The following is a 23,441-nucleotide window of genomic DNA, read 5'->3' on the forward strand; positions in this document are numbered from 1 at the left end:
ACGAAATTCCTTCAATCTTTACACCGCTTCCTGTTTCCTTCTTATATAAATAGATAATACCATGAAAAGGAGTAAATAGGCGGATAAAATCAGAATATTCCTTACATCAGGAGCATGCCCGCGAATAATCTCCCATGCCCCATTGCCAAATTGAAACGCTGGAAGCCATAGACCGATTTTTTGGATAATATTTGGCAAAACATCCATTGGCATCCACATTCCACCTGTTATCGCCAAAACCATATAAATGACATTGCTGACACCTACAGCTGTATCAACTCTTTTCATTGTTCCTACTAGCGTCCCTATTGCTAGAAACGGAACTGACGCAAGTAAAATCCAGCCGGCACTGAAAACCCATTCGAGAGCGGACAATGACACTTGGTTCACAACGACACCGGCAACAAAAATCACCAATACTGATAATACATGTACCAATGTCTGCCCTACCATTTTAGCAGAATAATAGACAGCATCAGATAACGGTGTGACTCGGATAAATGTTGTCCACCCTTGCGTCCGCTCCTCAACTAACCGAACCCCCATCGTCATGATAGAGCTCCCCATCACACTAAAAGTGGTCATCGACATTAAATAATGGGCATTCCATTCATTTTGATCAGGAACATCAAATTTGAAAATCTTTGTAAAAATAATGTAAAACAAAATCGGCATGAAAAGTGACCAAAATAAATAATATGGATTCCTCAGCATCCGTAGAATTTCTATTTCACACTGATGTTTGAATATTTTCATCTTATATGGCCTCCTTTTCCTTGTTAGTCAACTGCTCAAACGCTTCCTCCAGACGCCCCTTCTCTATGCGAATATCTTTAACTTGAAGATTCAAGCTGTAAATTTTCGCTAAGACAGCATCTGTATCATCTGTCACAATGATTACTCGACCATCTTTCTCGATTAAATCTGAAATAAAGGACTCTTCTATCAACATCTTTCTTGGCAGACGTTGCTCTGTAATAAAGGAAACCGATTGCCTCGTCAATTTATTTTTGATTGCATCAGGCTCCCCATCAGCGATAATCGACCCTTGATTAAATAAAATAATGCGGCTCGCGATATCATCTGCTTCCTGCAAGTAATGGGTTGAGAAAAGGATCGTCTTCCCTTGGTCTGCTAACTGTTTTATAGTCTTCCAGAACATATTCCGTGCAGAAATGTCCATCCCAACAGTCGGTTCATCAAAAAATAATATATCGGGATTTCCCGCTAGCGCTAAAGCAAAACCAACTCTCCGTTTTTGCCCTCCTGATAATTTCTCCGTTCGTCTTTTTAAATCTTCTTCAGCTAATCCTGTAAGTTTGATTAGTTGTTCCATGGAGAGCGGTGCTGGATAATAACTTTGAAATAGGCGCAGAATTTCCTTCACTTTTAGTCCATCCATTAGACTAACATCCTGTAACATCACTCCTATTTTTTCCCGAACCCATTTTTCCTTCGCCTCACCACCAAACAATTTAGCCGATCCATTAGTCGGATTTAGAAGTCCGAGCATCATTAACATCGTCGTCGTTTTTCCTGCCCCATTTGGACCTAAAATCGCCACTACTTCTCCCTTTTTAATCGAAAAAGATACATGATCAACTGCCTTTTTATCTTTGAATATTTTCGTTAAGTGATGAATTTCAACAACATTTTCCATTCAACGTTCACCTCCATCGTTCTTATTTTTATTGTAGAGAATGAATGTTGGGAATTTTAGTTAAGCATGTAATGATTTTAGAATGACAAATGTCATGTAATTCTCGTTCCTTATACCAGCGCCATATAGAAATTAGAACAATTAATATTTTCTGATAAAAAAACAACTTGGCTATGTGAACGTTACCAATTAATATAATTTTAACACTATTTAATATATTACTTACGGAATCTTTACTAATAATTAAAAATACGATGTTAAAATTACTTTAGGTTCAAATCGGGCGGAGACGTGGAGACAACCCAAATTGAAGTTCCTTCAATTTGGGGTTGTCTTTCTTTTTCCCTGATGAACTAATAAATATTAAGGTTAAGGAGGTAACAATGAAGAAATCGTTAGTAGCTTGTTTTGCACTTGTTTTTATGCTTGTATTAGTCGGTTGTCAGAGTGGTCCAGTTCAGGGGGAGGATGCTGCAGATAAAACTGGTACGGATAAGGTGAATGAAGCCGCAGAACCTGTAGAATCAGAGGATAACTTGCTGGATGAGCCTGTGACACTAACACTTTGGAATAAAGCGATGGGTATTATAAATGATGAGGTATCAGCGGAAATGTTTGCTCCTGTCCATGAAAAATACCCAAATGTCACCATTGAAATTTTGGAAGATGTCAATATAGAGGATATGATGGCCGCGGGAAAGGTTCCTGATTTGATTGCGACGAGCAATTATTATTTGTTGGAACACATCGATATGGGACTAGCTGGCAATATGGCTGAGTTCTTTGAAACACATGGGATAGCACTTAGTCAATTCAATCCAGCCATTGTGGAAAATTTAAGTACATTTGCAGAAATGCAAGGGGTACCCGGTGCTATTTATGGTATGCCGGTTTCGATGAATCAAGGTGTTCTTGCTTATAACAAAGATATTTTTGATCAGTTGGGTGTTCCCTATCCTGAGCAAGGGATGACATGGAAGGAAATAATTGATCTATCAAGACAAGTTACTGGGAACTTTGGAGGAACGGATTATATAGGATTTTCACCTGGATCCATCCAAACAATGACACGTCCCCAAGGACTTGCTGTTGTTGATGATGATGAAAATGTAATCATTAACACTCCTGAATATAAAGCTGCATTCGAATTGCTCGATGAATTATATAAAATTCCTGGAGTCGTTAATGGTGAAGAATACAACTACAATATGAACTTTTTCATGGAAGAAAGACGCTTAGCGATGATCCCTTACTGGTTCGCTGCCTTTACGTCGCGAATTCCTATTATGGAAGAAACAGGATTGAATTGGGGCTTGACGAGTTTTCCGACAACACCAGATAATCCTAATTTAGGTAGAGAAGTAGATTACCATTTGTTTGTAGTGCCCGAAATGGCAAAAAATCGTGAAGCTGCCTTAAAAGTGGTATCAGAGTTAATTACTGAAGAGGCACAATCTTATCTTGGTAAGGAAGTTCTTAGGCTAACTGTATTGGATAATGAAGATGTTCGGAATTCTTATGCAGAGGGATCAGGTTTATATGAACAGGAACAACTTGATCAAGTGTTTTCCGTAGAGCCTGCTCCAACACCAAGACCGACAATGTACGATAGGGATGTGTACTCAATATTAGGAGAGGCACACCGCAAACTCGCTGTCGAAAAACAAGACATTAACACGGTGTTACGTGAAGCTGAGGAAGAAGCAAATAATAAAGTACAAGAATTAAAAAACAACCAATAGGATTGCGGAACAAGAGGCTTGGATATAACTAATCAGTGGAATGGGACATCCATCTATGAATACTAAAACTCCCAACCTGATGCGAAAAATTGCTTCCCATTCCACTGATTCCATCTGATAATCAAAAGGATGATCCCCCTTCGGATCATCCCTTTGGATTTTTAATCTTCTCCTTCACATCCGACCCATTCATAAGTTGAGTAAAGTAAGAAGAGGTTAATTTATAACCATGTTCGATTTTCCCAGCTAAAAAACCTACTCTTTCGAAAATAACTGAACGAATATGGTTAATTTCTCTGACTACTTTTTCTACTAGGGCTTCCTGGCTTTCTAACCTTGTGATGACATCTTGTTGATGATTCTCTTGTTCATCCATCCTGCCTATTACATTCTTCAATTGGTCTTCTTGGTTAATTAATCGTTTGATTACTTCTTCGTGAAGCTCTTCCTGCTTTCCTGTAAGTACTTCTTGGCTAAATGTTTGCTTTTCTTGTAATTCCATTTGTTCCGTCATTCGTTCTGAGTCTTGTCTTTGTTGCTCGGCCATTTCTTCATTCTTCATTTGCAGTTTTTCTAACCGTTGCATGATTTCCTGATTCGATAAGTTCATCACATGAATTTGCTCAAGAATCGTCTGTCTCCGCTGTGCCTCATCCTCGACCATTGCAGATTGCCGTCCATCTAATTTCGTCAATAGTTCAATGGCAAACTTTTCAAATGCTTCTCGTTGAAAATTGATCTCCTTTAATTCCGTTAACTGCCCAGCAATGTTTTCAATGCGCCCCGTCTGTTTGCCATCGTATTTTTTATATAACTGTTTTAAATCATGGAAAGCTTTATTTAGTTCATCATTTGCTTGTTTTTGCTGATGTAATAATTCTGACCACTGATCATATTTAAAAATCGTCTGATTCGTCGTCCGAATTTCTCCATTATTTTTAAAAAGATTTGGGTACTCGTTCTCATTAATAAAAAGTCCCATATTGGCATACATCCCCTTATGGCATGATCTTGATATCGTATGCATCCGTTTTCGGGAAGGACATTGGAATCAGAAGAAATATTTTACTTTCATCCGCGTTTGGCCATTCATAAACAGATGCCCTGCGTAAAATATCATGAGCAGAAGTGACTTGCTAGCTTGTTCGTCATGGGCAAAGGAATAAAGAAAGGAGTGTGAAAAATGCATACACTTGACCAAGTCACAGATAAAATAGACCCTTCAAACCCTGATACAATTCCAAAATTTGTGGATGAGTTGCCGATTCCCTCCGTCGCAAGGCCAAGCAAAGTGATTAGAGGCAAGTCATACTATGAAATTGATATGAGGCAAGTTCAGCACAAATTTCACAAATTCATGCCGTCAACAACGATTTGGGGATACAATGGATTGCAGCCAGGACCAACGATTAAGGTCAAACGAAACGAAACAATCTATGTTAAATGGAAAAATCAATTACCTGCGAAACATTTATTACCAATTGACCGAACACTTCATGGATCTGCTGGTCCACATGACGTTCGGACAGTCGTCCACGTACATGGAGCCAATGTCGATTGGGAAAGTGATGGTTATCCAGAAGCGTGGTTTACAAAAAATTTCGCCGCAACTGGCCCTAACTTTTTACGCAAAGTCTATGAATATACGAACCGCCAAATGGGAGCAACCCTTTGGTATCATGATCATGCAATTGGCATTACACGACTTAATGTTTATGCCGGACTCGCCGGTTTTTATTTAATTCAAGATCCTGTGGAAAAGCGTTTAAAGTTACCTAGTAGTCGCTATGATATTCCGATCATGATTCAAGACCGCTCGTTTAATGCTGATGGCTCGTTGTTTTATCCGGAAAATACGGATCCGCCTGCCCCTGTAAACCCATCTGTTCAACCGTTTTTCAATGGAAATACGATCGCAGTAAACGGCAAACTATGGCCCCGTTTGAAAGTTGAGCCGAGAAAATATCGCTTTAGAATTTTAAATGCATCTAATACAAATGGCTATACATTAAGATTAGGGGATGGAAGAACTTTCTATCAGATCGCTACTGATGGAGGACTTATTGAAAAACCAGTTGAACTCGATACGCTGCCTCTTTTTCCAGCAGAACGTTCAGAAATCATCGTTGATTTTTCAAAACATAAGGGAAAAAAAATAATCTTACAAAATACAAATGAAGAAGGAAATTTAGGCGTAATCATGAGGTTTGACGTTGTTCTTCCGCTTAGTCAAAAGGATACGAGTCGGATACCAGCTACTCTAGTCCCTGAGCAACCATTAGAAGAAAAAATGGCCGATAAAACTCGCTTATTGACGTTAAATGGTACGCAAGATGAATACGGGAGACCTTTGCTTTTATTGGATCACCGCATGTGGCATGACCCCGTAACAGAGAAACCTGAAATCGGGACAACGGAAATTTGGAAATTTATTAATGAAACGACCTTCCCACATCCGATGCATATTCATTTAATTCAATTTAAAGTCTTACATCGCAGACCTTTTGATTTGGAGCGTTTCCAACAAGATGGATATATCCAATATACCGGGCCGCCGATTGAACCAGAAGTGTATGAAAGAGGTTGGAAAGATACCGTAAGAGCGGATGACGGAATGGTCACAAGTGTCATTATGAAATTCACAGAAAATCCCGGTCTCTACGTATGGCACTGCCACATTTTGGAACACGAGGATTATGACATGATGAGGCCGATGACCGTTGTAAAGAAAAGGAAATAGCGATCATTCGACAAACTTCGGGGCGTGCCTGTCACGCCCCGAATTCTTCTTTCAAAATGGAATACATTTTAAGATCTCTATGTTTGCCTTTTATATACATAACTTTTCTTAAAACACCTTCAAACGACATCCCGGCTTTTTCCATAACTCTGCTGGAAGCTACATTTTCCTCCATACATCTTGCCTGGATTCGTACTAGATCCATTTTTTCAAAACCAAAACGAACGACTTCCCGAACGGCTTCCGTCATAATCCCCGCTCCCCAATAATCGCGCGATAAAACATAACCGATTTCAGCATGACCATGTCTTGGTTTCCAAGAGAAAAAATCAATTGTCCCAATCAGCTTTCCATTTTCTTTCCACTCAATGCCCCACGGGCCTTCTTGACTATTTTCGTATCTTTCCAATACAAATTGAATGAATGCCTCCGTATCCGCTAACGAACGATGCGTATCCCATGTTACATACCGGGAAACTTCGTGATCAGATCCATAATGGTGTATATCATGAAGATCTTTCATCGTTACTTTCCTTAGAAGCAATCTCTCCGTTTCTAAAGATGGCAAATCCCCATAAATATGCTCAATCTCCAAACTCCCCACTCCCCCTCAATTGTTTGCACTATTATACACGATTGAAGGTTGGATTAGTGGATTATTTTTGAGATCTGTTGGTTTTTACTCCCTCGTATTATTAAGCTAAACGAGAAAAAAATACATATAGGCTTTCATTTTAAACAAGCATTTTCTTAATAGTTGCAATGTTGTTCGCGTTATTTTCCGGTTATTCGCGTTAAAAGCCTAGTTGTTCGCGATAAGTCCAGAATGACGCAGTCCTAATCAAACCTGCCCGAATTGGTAATCCGATTACAAAGGAGGCTATAAATATGGACATTCAACGTGCACATGAAATCATTTCTGCACCGCACATGATTCATGTCAATTACCGAGGAATTCCCGTCTACTTGAAAAAAGTTCATGAAGACAATCAGATTGCCACTGTTTTCCCTTTAGATAATATGGATCATGTTCAAATTGTCGATGTGAATGGATTAGCCGAAACAAATGGGGGAGGTATTTAAATGAACCGTCAACGAGCAGAGGAAATTGTTCAATCTGGAGATTTGAAACATGTTACTTATAACGGCGAGCGCATTTTTATTCAACAAGTTGATGAGCAAAAAGAAACTGCACGAATTTATCCGTTAGACGATCCTCAAAACGAATTGGATGTTCCTCTTTCACAGTTGGTTGAAAAATAAATATTTCCTATAAAAAAGCCTGTTCCCATTCAAACAAGTGGGAGCAGGCTTTTCCTTTAATATCCGGAAAGGGAATATCCGGCCATGACGACTAAAATCATAATGACAACGCTAATGATGATAGCGATCAATTCAAATAACAATACAGCCAATGCAAAGTTTTTACGTGGACTTTGCGATCCAAAACCCCACACGAGCAAAAGTATGAAATTGACAAGTGGGATAGCAAGCAAAAGTAACGTTAAAAACCATTGACCAACCGACAGTTGCTTTTGTTCTTCCATTAAGGTCCTCTCCTTATGATGTACTAACTCTTGATGTTTGGTTAAAAAAATATAAAGTGTATGATTCCAAACATTAGAATTATAACAGAGAGGCAACCTTTTCTTCTATATGTTTTTTTAAGCTTACATTTCTTCTGGAGCTTTTAATCCTAATAAACGCAAACCTTCCTTTACGACAATCGTTGTCGCTTCCACTAACTGGAGGCGAGCTCCTCTCTCTAAGTCTTCGTTTAAAATTTTGACAGCTCCATAATATTTATTAAATGCTTGCGCCACATCAACCGTATATTTTGCTATGTGGGAAGGGTCAAACTGCTCGTACGAATAACGAATGACTTCCTCAAATTTCATTAATAAAGAGATAAGCATCCAAGCCTTTTCATCCTCAAAGGCAGCGTAAGATAAAGCATCTTGTTTCATTAATTTTCCTTTTCTCAAAATGGAACGGGCACGCGCATGTGTATATTGAAGATATGGCCCTGTCTCCCCTTCAAAAGTGAGCATCGCATCAAGCGAAAATTCAATATCATTTAAGCGGAAGTTTTTCAAATCATGAAAAATAACGGCCCCTACCCCAACAGACTTTGCAACCTCTGTTTTATTTTGAAGATTTGGGTTCCTACTTTCAATATGTTGTTGTGCAAGTTCAATCGCTTCTTGGAGAACTTCCTCTAATAAAACAAGTTTCCCTTTCCTTGTCGACATTTTCTTCCCGTCTTTCAACATCATACCAAAGGGAATATGATGCATATCCTTAGCCCAGGAATAATCCATTTTTTCCAAGACACGAAATATTTGTTTAAAATGTAGGGATTGTTCTCCTCCTACTACATATAAAGCTTTTGCGAAATCATACTCCTCTTTACGGTAAAGGGCCGCCGCTAAATCCCGGGTCGCATATAAAGTTGCCCCATCGGATTTTTTTATCAGACATGGTGGAGAGTCATACTCATTAAGCTGAACAACCATCGCTCCATCGGACTCTTCTAACAAATTTTTATCTGCTAATTCTTGGACAACTGGATCCATCTTATCATTGTAAAAAGCTTCCCCTTTATAGGAATCAAATTCAATTCCTAAAAGTTTGTAAATTTTATCAAATTCCTTTAATGATTCGGCCCGGAACCATTTCCATAATGTTAATGCTTCTTCGTTACCATCTTCCAGCCGTTTAAACCAAAGTCTCCCTTGATCTTCTAGTTTTGGATCTTTTTCAGCCTCTTCATGAAAACGTATATACAGGGTCAGCAATTCCTTGATTGGCTGAGCTTTAACCTTTTCCTCATTGCCCCACAGCTTGTAAGCATGTATTAGCTTGCCAAACTGAGTTCCCCAGTCACCAAGATGGTTAATTTTCACGGGCGTAAATCCACACTTTTTCATAATGTTTGCTAAGGCATTTCCGATTACGGTCGAGCGCAAATGCCCCATCGAAAAAGGCTTCGCAATATTCGGTGAAGACAAATCAATCGTCACCTTTTCACCATTGCCAATCCCCAAATCCCCGAAGTGTTCTTTACTTGCCAAAATCGTATTAACTACTTCCTCACCTACCGTCTGTTTAGCAAAAAGGAAATTAACATAAGGCCCTATTGCTTCCACTTTTTGAATGAGAGGATGCTTAATTGCTGAAGCAAGATCTGCTGCGATAAGATTGGGTGCCTTCCTTAATTCTTTCGCTAGAACGTAACAAGGAAAAGCATAGTCTCCCATTTGCGCTCGCGGGGGAATTTCGAGATAGGATTCAATTTCTTTTTCAACATTCATTTGTCTCAATACTTGGTGAATCGCCGAAACAATTATTCCTTTATAATTCATTAAATGAACCTCCCTGAAAAAATAAAAACCCCCATCTCTAATATGATTAGAGACGAGGGTTATGCTCGCGGTACCACTCTATTTGCTTTTTAAAAAAAGCCTGCTTAAAAACGTAACGGGTTTCATCCGGGTTTACCTACTACTTTTTTCAATAAACCTTCTCAGAGGTGCGCTTCATAATTGATTTCGTGCCAGACTCCCACCACATTCTGACTCGCTATGAAGAAAAGCGTAAGCGCATTGCTCATCGACGTACAAACTTTCTAGCACCTGACGAGATAAAGGAGACACGATGAGCCGTTTTTTTGGCGAATCGATGTCGACTTATCGTAGGAAGGTGCATAGAAGTTTGCTAGTCGATATGCGCTAAAGCTAGACATTGCACTAGCCGAAATTTGAACGCTTATCTAAATACGAAAATTCAACTACTACTTTCCTCTTCTTCAAATTCATGATATTCAAATATTAAGGGATATTATACATGACTTAACAACGAAATAGCAATAAATTTTCAACCTCAATAGGTCCAGTTTATAAAATTTGAACATCCCCCTTCCAAAAACTCCCTCCCCTTCAAATTAGATTTTCCCTAAGAATTGATATAAAATACAATATATATACTCTATATATATTATGAGTCATATATAAAGGGGTGTTATCGTGGACGTCGATGAGTTTAAAAATATTCTGTGGGAGTACACTAGGAAGATTGGTGAAAATACAAATATTGCCATGAACTCCCTGTGTGATCAGTTTGACTTGACCATTTTGCAAATGAGAATACTAATGGCGATCAAGCAAGAAGGATTTCACACGATTGGTAGTCTGGCGCATACTATTCATGTTGCTGGTACAAATATGTCCACTATGTGTAAGAGACTAGAAAAGAAAGAGCTCATTCAACGAATTAGGGATCAAAATGATGAAAGAGTTGTGAAAGTCATCCTTACTGATAAAGGTCTGCATATCGTAGATGAAATTGATCGAATGTTGATCGAGAAAATCTCTCAGTATGTGGACAATGTAAGTACGGAAACACTATATGAAATTATTGCCGGGCTAAAAAAGATGAATGAACTACTAGAGGGATTGCATACAAAATATTAGCCAAAGGCAAGGAGGATCGAATATGGAAATAAAAAAAGGCCCGAAAAAACCACTCATTTATTATTTAATCATCTCCATTGGCGTCGTCCTGATTTTAAACGCTTTTGTCATACCTATGTTTAATAAGCAACAATTAGAAGAAGTCGATTACGGCACATTTTTATCTCAAATTGATAAAGGTGCTGTTGATACTGTAGAAATTCAGGATAAGCAAATTGGTTATAAACTAACGAACGAAGGCGGTCGTCAAAAGGTTTATGTTACGGGAAGAATGGATGACCCTGATTTAGTGAATCGTCTTTATAACGCAAATGTGAAATTCACTCAAATTATTCCAAAAGAAACGTCACCAATTATCGGTTTTCTTTTGGCTTGGATTCTACCGCTCGTTATTTTCATAGCGATTGGTCAATTCTTCGCAAGAAAATTATCTGGAAAACTAGGCGGCGGTTCCAACGCCATGATGTTTGGCAAAAGTAAAGCGAAAGTGTACGTAGAAGCCCAAACTGGTATTTCCTTTGCAGATGTTGCAGGTCAAGAAGAAGCAAAAGAAGCGTTGCAGGAAATTGTTGATTTTTTGCACAACCCAGGAAAATATAAAGAGATTGGAGCTAAAATACCAAAAGGCGCTTTGCTTGTAGGTCCTCCAGGTACAGGGAAAACCCTTTTAGCGAAAGCTGTTGCGGGTGAATCAAAAGTTCCATTTTTCTCCATTTCCGGTTCGGAATTCGTAGAGATGTTTGTCGGAATGGGTGCCGCTCGTGTGAGAGATCTTTTTAAACAAGCGCAAGAGAAAGCACCGTGTATCGTGTTCATTGATGAAATTGATACAATCGGTAAAAGCCGTACGGCAGGTGGTCCTGGCGGAAATGATGAGCGCGAGCAAACATTGAACCAGCTTCTGACCGAAATGGATGGCTTCGATGCCGATAAAGGGGTCGTTATTTTAGCGGCAACAAATAGACCTGAAACACTTGATAAAGCATTATTGCGACCAGGCCGATTTGACCGCCGAATTCCAGCAGAGTTGCCAGACCTTGTTGGACGAGAAGCGATACTAGAGGTACACGCGAAGAAGGTTAAGTTGGATACAGATGTCGATTTCAATGCAATTGCAAGAGCGACAGCAGGAGCTTCCGGAGCTGATTTAGCAAATATTATTAATGAGGGGGCTTTACGTGCTATTAAATTAGGTCGTAAAGTGATCAATCAAAGTGATTTGGAAGAATCTGTAGAGGTCGTCATTGCGGGATATCAACGGAAAAATGCCGTGATGTCGATGAAAGACAAGTTAACGATATCCTACCATGAAATTGGACATGCCTTAGTCGCTGCCAAACAGAGCCATTCCGCACCAGTCCATAAAATCACCATCATTCCGCGTACTTCCGGAGCATTAGGATACACAATGCAAATCGAAGAAGGCGAAAAAGTGCTCATGAGCAAGGATGAGATTTTGGATAAAATTACAGTCTATATGGGTGGACGTGCAGCCGAGGAAATTATTTTTAATTCGATCACATCAGGTGCATCCAATGATATCGAGCAGGCTACCAAGCTAGCAAGAGCGATGGTTACTCGCTACGGAATGAGTGAGGAATTCGATATGATGGCACTTGAAACTGTGAATAATCCGTATTTAGGCGGGGACACCTCGTTGTTAGTTTCGGCGGAGACAGCATCTAAAATTGATGACGTCATTTTAGAAATCATCAAATCGTCCCATGAAAAGGCGAAACAAATTTTAGAGGAAAACAAACCGAAATTACATGAACTCACGAAGTATCTTTTAGAGAAAGAAACGATTACGGGTGAAGAGTTTATGAAAATCCTAAATTCCGACGAAAGTGAATTTGCATCACAGGAGTAAAATGAAGACCAGAATGGACGTGATCCTTCTGGTCCTTTTTCATTTGTTGCTCTCTTTCTAATAGTATCACTGACAAACAATTTGATTGAACGATATAATATATTTCAAATAATTTACGGAGCTTAGAGTCTAAGCTCTTTTTTTATGAAATGGAAAGTTGAATATACATAGATTTTCTAGGTATGTGTATGGTACTATTGTATAGAAATCCAACAATTTTAATATTTGAATTTTAAAATGATTCCAAGGTTGTATGAATCAATCCCAAAAATAACAATAATTAAGAAAGCATCGGTGGTGACTATATTGACATTTTTAATGTACCTTTTTTTATTAATGATTGTAATGATATTCATACAATATTTACCCATAGTAACGGTTCCAGCAGCGATATTTGGTCTTTTTCGTAAGAAAAATATTAAAAAAACGATCATAGTGATAGTTGTTATAGCCTTAATTGAAATATTTAACAATGTGCACAGAAATGGAAGGGGTCCAAGTGAAGCAGAATTCTTCTTGTCGCAATTACGGCAAGGTTCTATATGGGCTATTCTTTCACTTATGGGTTATTTATATCTGATTTATTGGTGGGTAACATTCCTTAAAAGAAGAAAGCAAAATAAGAAGTTAACAGTTGGAGGCATTAAGGAAGAAAAAGAAAATATGGACATAGAGCAAGATATTACACACAAAAAAAAGCGGGCTAAATGGGGCGGTTTAATATGGGCGGTTATTCTATTTTTGGGACCCATTTTTTTATTTGCCAGTTATTTTCATTATCAGACAGAGATTAAGGAACGTACGTTGATAGTTAGTCATTCTCCGAACGGTAAGAATACAATTGAAATTGCGGAAAAGGGCGAACCATTCTTTTTCGGTCCATCCTCTATCGAGATTAAATATCGGAATCAACATATTCACAGAATCATTAGTAACGATGGGAAAACACTTAATGATTCAAATGCTACTGTAAAATGGGAAAGTGATGATACTGCAATCATTGCTTTATATGGAGAGGAACAATTTCCAGAAATAATCGAATTTAATAAAGAAAATCGTGAACCTTTCAAAAATGTGCAAATAGAACTCGATTCCAATACATTAATGACAAGTGAATCCCCCGACCATAAAAAGATGATTGAATTAAGAGAAATAATTAGGTCTCAGGGACAAAATCCTAAAAGGCTTTTAAGAATTTATTACGGAGATAACGGAAGTAATTTAAATAAATATAAAGAATATACCCATCTGGATAGAAGTTACAAGGCAGACCAACTTAATGTGATTTGGGTAAATAACACTCAGGCATCTATACGAATATTTGCCGAGAATGGGTTCGAGGATGCCATTGAAATTGACTTTAGTAAATGATGCTTGAAACAATTGTACTTAAAGTAAAGGTGAATTAGTTGAATTTGAATGAGCTATCGGGAATGGATGTAAGATGTAGCTCAGTGAACTGAGTCATTTTTTTATTACCATAACAGATATAAAACATGGGGGTTCTTTAATATCGAATCTTTTTATGGAAGTGTCTACGGTTTATCTTACGAAAGGGCGATAAAAAAGTAGTCCGTTTTGGAGTGAGTTTTTACACTTTGCACTCCAAAACTGAACTACTTAGGACATGATCCTTCAGGCCTTTTTTTATCCTGCATTAACTTGCTGTGAGACCCCACACTTCAACCCTTCGTCTATATCCCCGGCATCAAGATCTTGAATTCATTCCCATTTATAGTACAATCAAAAGCAAAAACAGGCTGATAATAGCCTTTAGAGTCCAAGTAATAGCTTAGCTCTACATCATGGATTTTCATCGTTTCGATTTTTCCACTTTCAGGGTAATATTGAAACTTACCTTTTAAAATGTCCTCGTACGCTTCTTGTTCACTTTTAATTTCAATATCCTTTACCTTGTCATAGGTAATTAAGCGATTGTCAATTTGCTTCACTGTGCCGTCCTTATAGTAGGTTGCCCCCAATGAACCATCGATCAACTGATCACCAAGGACCTTTTTATCAACCGTCCAGACATAGGAACCTGTATTAACTTTTTCAAATTCTGCATCTTGCGAGATCTGTATATCGAAATCTCTTAACTTTTCTTTTAAAATTTCTTCCTCAACATCGGTCGGTTCATTATCCTCGTCATGGCTTGAAAAATCTGTATATGAATAACTTCCGTCTAAATAGTTGAACGAGATACTAACAAATTTTTCATCGCTAACTCTATAAATTACATCATCTGGATAGGAAATAACTTCCATGTTCGTTGTATCCATATTCATTTTCCGGAAAAATTTCTCAGCAAATTCATCTGCCGCCTTCTTTGTGTAACTTGGCGCTTTATAAACCGGGACTGTTTTTCTTTGATCATCCAGTTGGATATCGATCATGGTCTCAACTTGTTTCATATTTATTTTATGTACTGGCATGATAGCAAGATTCCCAAATTCCTTGAAATGATAATATGTAAATACACTTCCAGATAGGATCAATACTAATAGTAAGGGTGCAAAGTAAGATAATGCCTTCATTATTCTTTTCTCTTTGATGTTAATAATACCCATGACGATCCCATACCCGATGATCCCGCCAAGTAAATTATTAAATAAGTCATCGATATCAAATATGCCAAATCCGGTGATTAGCTGGATGCATTCAATCGCAAGCGTAAATAACGCTGCTGCGCCAATTGTCCAAACCGCCTTTTTAAAACGCGATCGATATAACGGTAAAAGGATGCCGAATGGTATAAACATAAGAATGTTAAGATACAAGAACTGCCATTGCCTTACAGTAAATTCAAACCAAGCTTCACGATATGAACTAAAAAGCGATAATTCCATCCTGCTTTGATAATGGGAGCCTCTACTCAAAAAGGTGACACCCATCACCATAATGATATAGCCAATCAACATTCCTCCAACTAACAGTTGTTTTTTCGGAAGCCTTCCCTTCCCTCCAAGGAATTTGCGATTAATGATTGTATATCCAATAAAAAAGACAACCCCTAACACAACGATGGCTGCGAATGCTAAGAAAAAATATTCCTTAAGCATTCCGATAATTTCTTGCAATCTCATTTCCTCACCCTATTTTCCCAATAATCTATCAACCTTTACAAGGGATGCCCTTTATATAACAAATTCAAAGCCAGTAGGTTTATCGAACGGAACTTTATATTCCGTAAAAATAAGTTTGGTTTGAGATATGTCTTCTGGCAAGGTCGGCGATACAATAAAAGAATAAGACATATGGCCACCTGATCCACTCCCAAAATCGTTCCGACAATCATACTCAACCTCTTCACCCTCTATAGAAAGTTTAAAATAAGTATGATCTTCAAAACCTGTATGGATTTCTTCTTCCGAATTTTCCCGGTCAATCGTAAACTGAATCACACTCGCATTTTTATATTGCCGCATGAATGTGACTGAATAAAACACTTTGTCTTTTTCGAACGATTTTAAGATCGGTATATTTTTAAGAAACCCCTTTGGATCTACAACAGGTTTATAAATGTCTTCATTTAGAAAGTCCATAAATACACTATTTAAAAACCCTTCATAAAAGTTGAACTGTTTTGACCATGCAGAAATGAGTTGTTTCGTTGGAAAACCAGGATTATTATCTGATAGGTCCTTCCGTTTTTTTATTAATTCGCATATTTGTTGATCGAGGTCTTTTATCCGTTGATCATAGTGATCTGTAGGTGGTTCAAATTCGTATCGTCTCATATAGAATACCTCCTATATCAAGGCAAACACAGCCCTAGTTTATTTGTATAGTAATGGGAATCGTACCCTTCACTAGTTTACCATACCCCTCTTTCTAATTATCTATTTTTCCACAACATTACAACAAAATAGAAAAGAGATTTACCTATCATTACTGCGATAGATAAATCCCTGTAAAATTACTTCTTCAAATCAACTTCAAACGACTTATCTTCCATTACCATTTCGCCTTTTTCCATATTAATAAATGGGGTTAGTTTGATCTTTTGCACATCGTCCGCTATGGCAATAAAGCGATTATAATTTTCCTTCGTGCCTATGCTGCCGAAAAACGCCTGTAGTTCTTTCCCTTTATCATCTTCAATTTTAAAATAGATTTCATCTTCTGTTGGATCATTTACTATATAGGATAGTTTTGTAGAAACAGGTGTCAGTATCAATTCATCCACTTCTACCTTTTGTCCATCCGCTGTCACAAATTGATGGTGAATGGGAATCGTTTTAGTATGGGCCATCAAATTTTCAGCAGAGGCCATAAATTCAAAGCTCCAAGTTCCTTCCAGTTCCTTTTGATCATCACTACGTTTCAAATCTTTGAAAACAATTTTTACTCGCTGGTCTTTCTTCGTCAATAAAGGACCTATTTCTTGAGTCCAAAAATATTGAACGTGTGAATTGGTGATTTCCTCCGGACCCCCTCCACCACCTAATGCGATTTCTTTACCATCTAAATATACTTCAATATTTGTGTACCAGTTATAGGCCAAGTCCGAACCTTCTAGATTTGTATGAAAGGTGCTGCCAATAAGCAGTTGACCTTCGTCAAGGATTACTTCATTTAATGTCACTTTCATTCCCTGATCTTCCACAGTTTTCCCAAGAATCGTTTTATAATCTGTTAGACCCTCTTGTTGCGCTAAAACAAACTTTTCTAATTTAGCCCCTATAATTGGAAGATCTGCCAATGCAAAATTGGAATTCATAGCTAGAGCGGAAATAAAAACAACAGCCGCAACAGCCGGTATGGCTACTTTCCTTCGCATTTTTCGAGTACGAATCTTCTTTTGGATTCTTTTTTTAATCCTTCCTTTTTCCAAATCGGTTAATGTTTCACCTTCAAATTCAGCAAGATCAATAGTTTCATCATTAAATTGATCAAATCCCTGGTTCATATGATCACCTCAGTCCTTAAAATTCACTAAACTTTTCTTTGTAAATCGTCCGCAATTTCTTCCGCCCACGAGATAAACGATTATAAATAACCGATTTTTCTACTTCACGCTCCATGGCAAGTTCTTCAATACTTTTTTGTTTAGCATAGTGGTCCAGAAATAATAATTGATCTTCTTTTTTCAAATGGCTTAACAACTTTTCCGTGCGGCTGCTCCATCCATCCACATCAATATCAGCATTAGTACTGCCTACCATCTCTTCTTTAATTTCCAACTGGTCGAGGTATTTTTGATACTTCCTCAAATAATCGATTGCCTTATATTTCGCGATCCCTGCAATCCAATTTTTCAGCGGATTCTTACGCGCATCATACCCATCGATATTTAGCCATATCGACATAAGAATATCGTCCATGCATTCATCCTGAACATGCTCTAATTGATATAAGTATTTACGAATAATCGCTTTAATCAAGCCGCCATATTCGTCAATGACAGCATACAAACCCTTTTCATTTTGCTTTTTTAATTGTGAAACAATCCTTTCATCTTTCATCGCTCTCCTCCTATAAGGGCCCTTACATCTATTACTACGTACACAAAAAACGATTTCTATCAATTTTATAAAAGAATTTGGAAAGACACATAATAAAAGTGCTGGATCACAGCGTACTATTTAAGAAGATTTTAAAGTAAGTGGGGAAAGGCGTTGCCACATTTTTCCCTTTCTAATAATCCATTGCGCTTTTTTAGTGGATTGGACATTGTGGCGATAGTGAGAAGAATTTAGTGAGGTCAAAAGGTATGGGGAAGTCCAAAGTAATTAACTTTGAACATCCTCATTTTTCATTTGTTCTTTTCTTTCTTCAACATCTCAATAATTCGATCAAGCTTTTGATTCATTTCAATGGATTGATTGGTTTTGTTGCTGAATTTTGGCTTGATCTTCTAATAAATAACGCCAACGAAACGAAGAACAAGGGAATTAAAGCAATGATTACAGCAATAAATATAAAAGATAATACAGCTCCGTCAGCTTCCATTAGGAATACCTCCTTTTCGTTATCAAGTTCTATGTAATGGTTTCTATATTGATGGAGAATGCTCCTACGTAGAGACCCTCTTGATTTAGCCTTTTTAAGTAAAGCAATGCCAGTCCCACACTATAGTATACTGTGGGACTGGCACTAAAATTTAGTTGCACATAAATGTTCCAAATGAATATAGTCTGTTACGCTTCAATAGATTAGGGGGCTAGTTACCCATTGTGCAGCGAAATATTGCCAATCTGCTCAGTAATAACTTTCCATGTAGCATTCCAAGCTTCCACTAGCTTTTGAGCATCAGCGATCTCCCGAGGATTTAGAAAAACATCCACTACATAAGGAATATAATCCTGAAGGGATGTAGGCAATGGATACTTCTGAACTTTGGTTAATGGTATATAATCAGCATGTCCTTCATATACAAAAGACATTGCAATCGATTGCAATATATACTTCGCTACTAATCTACTACCATTTGTATCCAGATTTTTAAGGGAATTTATATCTTTCCCATCATCCTTCAATATTGATAAAATAGCCATTGCACACTTCTCTTTTTCTGGAAGTTTTGGGAGGAATGTAGATGGGTGTTTACCGTAAAGTACTTCTGAGTCATAGTAGCTGGAATACAACCAATATATTTTAGTATTCTCGTCCATTTCCATTAATCTTTGGTTCGCAATACGTTGGATGACTAAAGCCTCTCCACCCTTAATATTTCTTACAGTTTCCTCAACATGTTTCTTTACTAAATTATCTTCTTTAGTATGACTTTCGAAAGCAAGAACTAAATCTAAGTCAGATATACCCCAAACGGCATCTCCTCGGGCTACTGAACCCTTTATATAAATTGAATTAAGTCTAGAACCAAGGTGCTTAGAAAATTGTTGAACTACATAACCTGTTATTGGTTTATAGCGGTTGTCCATTGTTTCGCCCCTAATTTTTCACTTAAAATGATTATAGAAAACTAGCTAAACAGTTGTGTCGTCAGGCTTCTACTAAAGAAAAGATTCGATAAAAATGATTGTATAAGTCAATTTTAACATACTACCTCCGATGAAATATAAGAGTTTTTAAAATGTTAAAAACCATAATCACAGATTAGCCCCTTATCTGAGCGATCTTAAAAAAACTAGTAATTTTAAAAAATGAATGAACCAGCTCTAAGTTACAAACGTCTTGTTAAGTGAAGGGGGTGAGTCGGCTGGAAGAGTTTACAGATGAATTGTTGATTCAATGTAGTATACAAGGAGATCAGCAGGCATTCAGTGTTTTATGTCAACGCTATGAAAGTTCTGTGACTCGCTTAATCCGTTATCAAGTGAATGATACTGTGGCACGCGAGGACATTTTTCAAGAAACGCTACTGACTTCATGGCGTAACCTAAGCGTTCTAAATAAGCCTGACAAGTTCAAAAGTTGGATTCTGCAAATAGCGCGTAATAAGTGTAAAGATTACTATCGGCGTCAAAATCACATTGATCAGCCAATGGAATATGAAATATTGGAACATAAGATTAACCGCCACGGTATTACACACCAGAAACAGGATTTATTAATTGAAAGGTTGTTAGAGGAATTGGAGCAAATGTCCCCTGCTGAAAAGCAATTACTTCGATCATTCTATTTCAAAGGTATGACAGTAGCCGAAGTTTCCGTTAAAAGCGGAGTACCTATTGGGACTATTAAAAGTCGATTACACACTGCCCGACAACACATTAGAAGAAAGCTGGATTTAAATAATGAGAGGAGTACAGAAGATGGACAATAAAATCATTTATAATGAATTCCCAGAGAAATGCCCAATGATACATGTACAGCCACTAGATAAAGAGACTATTACGATAGATTTCCCTGAATTACGCTGGTGGTTTGCTATTCCAGAGGTAGGGCATCAGTGCAAATGGGCACAGTTTAATGGTGCACAGGGTTTATTAGAAATCATTGTAGACATGAAGGCAACTAATGAGGCTGTCATACATGACATTCGTGGCGTAGAGTTTGAAGTGGCTCAGCATGAAAAAGGGAACGAATGGAAACCTAAAATAATGCATATGTATGCCCGACTTACTGAACAAACAGTCCAATGGTTGGCTATTTTTAATAAACAAAACAATGTTAGAACGCTAAGAACATTTTTAGATGAAAATTTTGAAGAAGATTGGGGACCTGAGGAACAGCGTCTTATTTCTGGGAATGAAAAGTTCGGTTATACTATGGCAAATGTTCAAATTGGGCAGCAAAATTTCGAGTGTCTACGAATAGTGGAATTGGATCATCTGGGAAATGATGACCCTAATGAGGAAGGGATATTAATTGAATCCTTTATTTCTGCCGAAGGCCGTGCCATTCTTACGAGAAGATATAATGGTCGCAAATGGGCACTGAAAGAGGGAGAATTTGCACAGGGAGAACAACCTTGGGATGAGCGTTATCCAGACAACCACAAAATAACTTTAGCAGGGCAGACATACGTTCATTGGTACAATTGTATCTCTAGCGATGTGTTAAAACTGCTCGTTGATTAAAGGTTTAATGTTTCGGTAAAAAAGTCCGCGTCAAAAGTTACCTTATGCTTTTTATCAATGTTTAGGATTCTATGGAATTGGATGTTTTTCCAACGCAATATGAAACGAGAGTGTTTCTCTTGGCGCTCTCACCACTAATTCACAGAGGAACTCGCCACGAGATAAAGGCAAATTCACTTTTGACGCCGGTAGTCGAATTTATCGTGGGGTATGACGAGAATATGACCATTGATTTCAACGGTCTCATGATCTAGCCAATGAATATTCGCTGTCTCCTCACGGTAATTCCAATAAAATGCCCAGTATATTCCATAGCCAACTAGCCCAACAAAAAATAAACAAATTAGCCCAAAAACAAGCAAGACTTTTTTATATGTTTTCAACCCATCACCATCATTTACAAACAGCCCTTGAAAGAATCAAGGGCTGTTTGTATCTTATTTATTTAGCCTTTCGTCACTGTTGCCGATTCAAACACCAAGTTCAAATCTTCGCCCACATGCTTAGGTTCAGCCAGAGTAATGTTCAATGGTACGACTTGGTTTGCGGATACAAAGAAAGGTCCTACTACAGCAGTTGTTAATTGTTCACCTGTTACAACGTGTTCTGTTCCGTCAAGCTGCACGCGGTAGTTACGGGACGGATCAGCTTCCCCTGCAACTTTTAGCGAAACTGTTCCTGCTTCGTTCGTTGCAAGATAACTCGTTAAACGTACACGTGTCTTTTTCATCGTGAAGTAGCTTCCGCCGTCAGCATAGCCATTTCCTGTATACAGATTTTCAGGTAGGATCTTCCAACTGCCTTCTGATTCTACGATTGTTTGTTGAGGGATCACACTAAGCTCTCCATCTAATGCTACTTGAATCACAGGCAGCACTTCGTCAGCAGGCTTTTCAGGCAATGTAATGATTAGATCATTGCCTTCCACCTGATAAGCTAGCACTGTATTCGAGCCATCTTCCTTCACATCTGTTACGTTTGTTGCTAGTCCATTCAAAACGAGTTTGCCATCTTCTGGCCAATTCATTACATATAAAAATAAGTTTCCGTTCCCTGTAAGTACTTCTCCCCAAGCATGTTGATCAAATTGGGTTGCGGATAGATCGTCAAATCCAGGATGACGATCCAACCATGCACCGATTCCGCGTAAAACATCGGCTTCGAACTCTACGATCGATCCATCGCCACGAGGCCCAATATTTAGAAGATAGTTTCCTCCTCTAGCACGCACACTTACTAAAGTTTTAACTAGTTCTTCCATTTTTCCCTGAAAGTCATCACGCTTCTGCCAGCTTCTGTAACCCCAAGTTGAATGATAGATCGATGCTGGAGTTTGCCAAGCGCCTTCAATTGGCACTTTTGGAACTTCGTTATCGTTTAATGTACGAAATTCACCTTCGTTATTCCAAATCCGACTATTCACAACTGCATTTGGTTGGAGTTCATGCACAAGGTTCTTAAACTTTTTACTTTGTTCAACAGTTGGTGCGGACATATCAAACCAAACTTCCGCAATTGGGCCATAATTAGTTAATAATTCGCGGAGCTGGCCTTCAATAACAGGTTCCATCGACTCCGGAATCGAATTACAGTTGTTATAATCAAATTCATGTCCTTGATGCCAGTCCACAAGCGAAAAATAAAGACCAAATTCTAATCCAAAGTTTTGGCATTCCTCTGCCAATAATTTTAACGGGTCTTTCCCATAAGGAGTTTTTTCGACAATGTTATAGTCTGTCGTTGCCGTATTAAACATTGAAAATCCGTCATGATGTTTGGAAGTAATCACGATATATTTCATACCAGCATCTTTTGCCAGCTTACAAATTTCCTTAGCATCAAATTTTTCAGCTGAAAAATGTTTTGCAATTTCCAAATATTCAGCTTCTGAAATGTCAGCCCACATTTGGATTTGCTCATTGTATCCCTTTGTAACAGGCTCACCATTCCAAACGCCACCTATTTCGGAGTAGAGACCCCAATGGATAAACATTCCGTATTGAAGGCGTTGCCATTTTTCAATTCTCGCATCTTGACTTAATGCTACTTTACCTGTAATTCCTTTAATAGAATCTGTTAAATTTGCCACGTTTGTTGTTCCCTCCATGCTATGTATAGATTCCTTTCTTCATACTACCATTATTTAATTGAGAATGGCAGTTTAATACTCTATTTTTTTGGAATTTATCAAGTTATATATTATAGCTTTGGTTTTATAAGATTAGTAATTATTCAGAAGTCGGTGATCAGCTTATTTCAGCATGGAAAAGGAATAAGCCCGCGATCACCCTCTATATAGAGCTGAGTTGGAAGAAAGGACACCCCTTCTAAAGGAAATTTATTAATATTGCACGTTATTTTATACTTTGAAAGGCGATCTTCCGAGTTTGAGATGGAATTTCACGACTTTGAGGGAGAATTTTTCAACATTGAAGCAGAATTTCACGACTTCCGTTCATAATCTTCCG

General features: G+C 38.0%; 22 protein-coding genes, 1 pseudogene and 1 other annotated feature. Of the genes and pseudogenes, 9 read left to right on the forward strand and 14 right to left on the reverse strand.

Annotated elements, in window-relative coordinates; translation table 11 throughout:
- Window positions 1–18: 18 nt before the first annotated feature.
- Both BN1243_RS10980 and BN1243_RS10985 read right to left on the reverse strand, forming a co-directional pair.
- A complete protein-coding gene (locus tag BN1243_RS10980; RefSeq protein WP_062106751.1) occupies window positions 19–756 on the reverse strand; it encodes an ABC transporter permease in 738 nt (245 codons plus the stop codon).
- Window position 757: 1 nt separating this feature from the next.
- Entirely contained in the window at window positions 758–1,660 is a 903-nt protein-coding gene (locus tag BN1243_RS10985; RefSeq protein ID WP_062106752.1) for an ABC transporter ATP-binding protein, read from the reverse strand.
- A gap of 383 nt (window positions 1,661–2,043) precedes the next feature.
- On the opposite strand from BN1243_RS10985, the gene BN1243_RS10990 reads away from it, so the two are divergent.
- Window positions 2,044–3,402 (forward strand): ABC transporter substrate-binding protein, encoded by a 1,359-nt coding sequence (locus BN1243_RS10990; protein WP_062106754.1) that lies wholly within the window; start codon window positions 2,044–2,046, stop codon window positions 3,400–3,402.
- 145 nt (window positions 3,403–3,547) lie between these two features.
- Here BN1243_RS10990 and BN1243_RS10995 read toward each other — a convergent pair whose 3' ends face one another.
- On the reverse strand, window positions 3,548–4,384 hold the full coding sequence (locus BN1243_RS10995) for a hypothetical protein (protein WP_062106756.1): 837 nt from the start codon (window positions 4,382–4,384) through the stop codon (window positions 3,548–3,550).
- A 201-nt stretch (window positions 4,385–4,585) separates the two neighbouring features.
- On the opposite strand from BN1243_RS10995, the gene BN1243_RS11000 reads away from it, so the two are divergent.
- A complete protein-coding gene (locus BN1243_RS11000; protein ID WP_062106758.1) occupies window positions 4,586–6,142 on the forward strand; it encodes a multicopper oxidase family protein in 1,557 nt (518 codons plus the stop codon).
- Window positions 6,143–6,173: 31 nt separating this feature from the next.
- Here the strand turns inward: BN1243_RS11000 and BN1243_RS11005 are convergent, their stop codons facing one another.
- Window positions 6,174–6,737 (reverse strand): GNAT family N-acetyltransferase, encoded by a 564-nt coding sequence (locus BN1243_RS11005; RefSeq protein ID WP_062106760.1) that lies wholly within the window; start codon window positions 6,735–6,737, stop codon window positions 6,174–6,176.
- A gap of 293 nt (window positions 6,738–7,030) precedes the next feature.
- Between BN1243_RS11005 and BN1243_RS11010 the strand changes: the two genes are divergently transcribed.
- Window positions 7,031–7,225: an H-type small acid-soluble spore protein gene (locus tag BN1243_RS11010; protein ID WP_062106762.1), complete on the forward strand. Its 195-nt coding sequence runs from the start codon at window positions 7,031–7,033 to the stop codon at window positions 7,223–7,225.
- Window positions 7,226–7,405 (forward strand): H-type small acid-soluble spore protein, encoded by a 180-nt coding sequence (locus tag BN1243_RS11015; protein ID WP_062106764.1) that lies wholly within the window; start codon window positions 7,226–7,228, stop codon window positions 7,403–7,405.
- A gap of 56 nt (window positions 7,406–7,461) precedes the next feature.
- Here BN1243_RS11015 and BN1243_RS11020 read toward each other — a convergent pair whose 3' ends face one another.
- Both BN1243_RS11020 and argS read right to left on the reverse strand, forming a co-directional pair.
- Window positions 7,462–7,689, reverse strand: coding sequence for a hypothetical protein (locus BN1243_RS11020; protein ID WP_062106766.1), 228 nt, complete (start codon window positions 7,687–7,689; stop codon window positions 7,462–7,464).
- A gap of 123 nt (window positions 7,690–7,812) precedes the next feature.
- Entirely contained in the window at window positions 7,813–9,507 is a 1,695-nt protein-coding gene (gene argS / locus BN1243_RS11025; RefSeq protein WP_062106768.1) for an arginine--tRNA ligase, read from the reverse strand.
- A gap of 45 nt (window positions 9,508–9,552) precedes the next feature.
- Window positions 9,553–9,772: a binding site (T-box leader), on the reverse strand.
- 395 nt (window positions 9,773–10,167) lie between these two features.
- Here argS and BN1243_RS11030 point away from each other — a divergent pair.
- From BN1243_RS11030 to BN1243_RS11040, 3 genes are all read left to right on the forward strand, one after another.
- A complete protein-coding gene (locus BN1243_RS11030; RefSeq protein WP_062106770.1) occupies window positions 10,168–10,614 on the forward strand; it encodes a MarR family winged helix-turn-helix transcriptional regulator in 447 nt (148 codons plus the stop codon).
- A 22-nt stretch (window positions 10,615–10,636) separates the two neighbouring features.
- Window positions 10,637–12,484, forward strand: a complete 1,848-nt coding sequence (gene ftsH / locus BN1243_RS11035) for an ATP-dependent zinc metalloprotease FtsH (protein WP_062106772.1) — start codon at window positions 10,637–10,639, stop codon at window positions 12,482–12,484.
- 345 nt (window positions 12,485–12,829) lie between these two features.
- Window positions 12,830–13,855, forward strand: a complete 1,026-nt coding sequence (locus BN1243_RS11040; RefSeq protein ID WP_230200174.1) for a hypothetical protein — start codon at window positions 12,830–12,832, stop codon at window positions 13,853–13,855.
- A 323-nt stretch (window positions 13,856–14,178) separates the two neighbouring features.
- On the opposite strand, the gene BN1243_RS11045 is transcribed toward BN1243_RS11040, so the two are convergent.
- The 6 genes and pseudogenes from BN1243_RS11045 to BN1243_RS11065 form a co-directional block, all read right to left on the reverse strand.
- Window positions 14,179–15,570, reverse strand: coding sequence for a VanZ family protein (locus tag BN1243_RS11045; protein WP_062106777.1), 1,392 nt, complete (start codon window positions 15,568–15,570; stop codon window positions 14,179–14,181).
- Between the two features lie 51 nt (window positions 15,571–15,621).
- On the reverse strand, window positions 15,622–16,224 hold the full coding sequence (locus BN1243_RS11050; protein ID WP_062106779.1) for a hypothetical protein: 603 nt from the start codon (window positions 16,222–16,224) through the stop codon (window positions 15,622–15,624).
- A 179-nt stretch (window positions 16,225–16,403) separates the two neighbouring features.
- Window positions 16,404–17,396 (reverse strand): DUF4179 domain-containing protein, encoded by a 993-nt coding sequence (locus tag BN1243_RS11055; RefSeq protein ID WP_062106781.1) that lies wholly within the window; start codon window positions 17,394–17,396, stop codon window positions 16,404–16,406.
- Between the two features lie 16 nt (window positions 17,397–17,412).
- Complete coding sequence (locus BN1243_RS11060; RefSeq protein WP_062106784.1) at window positions 17,413–17,952, reverse strand: sigma-70 family RNA polymerase sigma factor; 540 nt, start codon at window positions 17,950–17,952, stop codon at window positions 17,413–17,415.
- Window positions 17,953–18,242: 290 nt separating this feature from the next.
- A pseudogene (locus BN1243_RS22105) lies at window positions 18,243–18,439 on the reverse strand (DUF4083 domain-containing protein).
- 215 nt (window positions 18,440–18,654) lie between these two features.
- Window positions 18,655–19,371 (reverse strand): nucleotidyltransferase domain-containing protein, encoded by a 717-nt coding sequence (locus BN1243_RS11065; protein WP_062106786.1) that lies wholly within the window; start codon window positions 19,369–19,371, stop codon window positions 18,655–18,657.
- A 269-nt stretch (window positions 19,372–19,640) separates the two neighbouring features.
- Between BN1243_RS11065 and BN1243_RS11070 the strand changes: the two genes are divergently transcribed.
- Both BN1243_RS11070 and BN1243_RS11075 read left to right on the forward strand, forming a co-directional pair.
- The gene (locus BN1243_RS11070; protein WP_195892104.1) at window positions 19,641–20,216 is read left to right on the forward strand and encodes an RNA polymerase sigma factor; all 576 of its coding nucleotides are present in this window, start codon (window positions 19,641–19,643) and stop codon (window positions 20,214–20,216) included.
- Window positions 20,206–20,973, forward strand: a complete 768-nt coding sequence (locus BN1243_RS11075) for a hypothetical protein (RefSeq protein ID WP_062106790.1) — start codon at window positions 20,206–20,208, stop codon at window positions 20,971–20,973. Before BN1243_RS11070 ends, BN1243_RS11075 begins: the two co-directional genes overlap by 11 nt.
- Before the next feature lie 173 nt (window positions 20,974–21,146).
- On the opposite strand, the gene BN1243_RS11080 is transcribed toward BN1243_RS11075, so the two are convergent.
- Entirely contained in the window at window positions 21,147–21,356 is a 210-nt protein-coding gene (locus tag BN1243_RS11080; protein WP_062106792.1) for a DUF5412 family protein, read from the reverse strand.
- Between the two features lie 62 nt (window positions 21,357–21,418).
- Complete coding sequence (locus tag BN1243_RS11085; protein WP_062106794.1) at window positions 21,419–23,062, reverse strand: alpha-L-fucosidase; 1,644 nt, start codon at window positions 23,060–23,062, stop codon at window positions 21,419–21,421.
- Window positions 23,063–23,441: the final 379 nt, after the last annotated feature.

The sequence above is a fragment of the Bacillus niameyensis genome (genome assembly GCF_001375535.1).
In the GTDB taxonomy this organism is placed as follows: Bacteria; Bacillota; Bacilli; order Bacillales; family Bacillaceae_C; genus Lederbergia; species Lederbergia niameyensis.

Bases quoted from the DNA above. Each gene is read 5' to 3' on its own strand.
- BN1243_RS11010 (WP_062106762.1), top strand. From the start codon at position 7,031: ATGGACATTCAACGTGCACATGAAATCATTTCTGCACCGCACATGATT.
- BN1243_RS11065 (WP_062106786.1), bottom strand. From the start codon at position 19,371: ATGGACAACCGCTATAAACCAATAACAGGTTATGTAGTTCAACAATTT.
- BN1243_RS11075 (WP_062106790.1), top strand. From the start codon at position 20,206: ATGGACAATAAAATCATTTATAATGAATTCCCAGAGAAATGCCCAATG.
- BN1243_RS10980 (WP_062106751.1), bottom strand. From the start codon at position 756: ATGAAAATATTCAAACATCAGTGTGAAATAGAAATTCTACGGATGCTG.
- BN1243_RS11015 (WP_062106764.1), top strand. From the start codon at position 7,226: ATGAACCGTCAACGAGCAGAGGAAATTGTTCAATCTGGAGATTTGAAA.
- BN1243_RS11060 (WP_062106784.1), bottom strand. From the start codon at position 17,952: ATGAAAGATGAAAGGATTGTTTCACAATTAAAAAAGCAAAATGAAAAG.
- BN1243_RS10995 (WP_062106756.1), bottom strand. From the start codon at position 4,384: ATGGGACTTTTTATTAATGAGAACGAGTACCCAAATCTTTTTAAAAAT.
- BN1243_RS11000 (WP_062106758.1), top strand. From the start codon at position 4,586: ATGCATACACTTGACCAAGTCACAGATAAAATAGACCCTTCAAACCCT.
- BN1243_RS11055 (WP_062106781.1), bottom strand. From the start codon at position 17,396: ATGAACCAGGGATTTGATCAATTTAATGATGAAACTATTGATCTTGCT.
- BN1243_RS10985 (WP_062106752.1), bottom strand. From the start codon at position 1,660: ATGGAAAATGTTGTTGAAATTCATCACTTAACGAAAATATTCAAAGAT.
- BN1243_RS11045 (WP_062106777.1), bottom strand. From the start codon at position 15,570: ATGAGATTGCAAGAAATTATCGGAATGCTTAAGGAATATTTTTTCTTA.
- ftsH (WP_062106772.1), top strand. From the start codon at position 10,637: ATGGAAATAAAAAAAGGCCCGAAAAAACCACTCATTTATTATTTAATC.
- BN1243_RS11040 (WP_230200174.1), top strand. From the start codon at position 12,830: ATGATATTCATACAATATTTACCCATAGTAACGGTTCCAGCAGCGATA.
- BN1243_RS11020 (WP_062106766.1), bottom strand. From the start codon at position 7,689: ATGGAAGAACAAAAGCAACTGTCGGTTGGTCAATGGTTTTTAACGTTA.
- BN1243_RS10990 (WP_062106754.1), top strand. From the start codon at position 2,044: ATGAAGAAATCGTTAGTAGCTTGTTTTGCACTTGTTTTTATGCTTGTA.
- BN1243_RS11050 (WP_062106779.1), bottom strand. From the start codon at position 16,224: ATGAGACGATACGAATTTGAACCACCTACAGATCACTATGATCAACGG.
- argS (WP_062106768.1), bottom strand. From the start codon at position 9,507: ATGAATTATAAAGGAATAATTGTTTCGGCGATTCACCAAGTATTGAGA.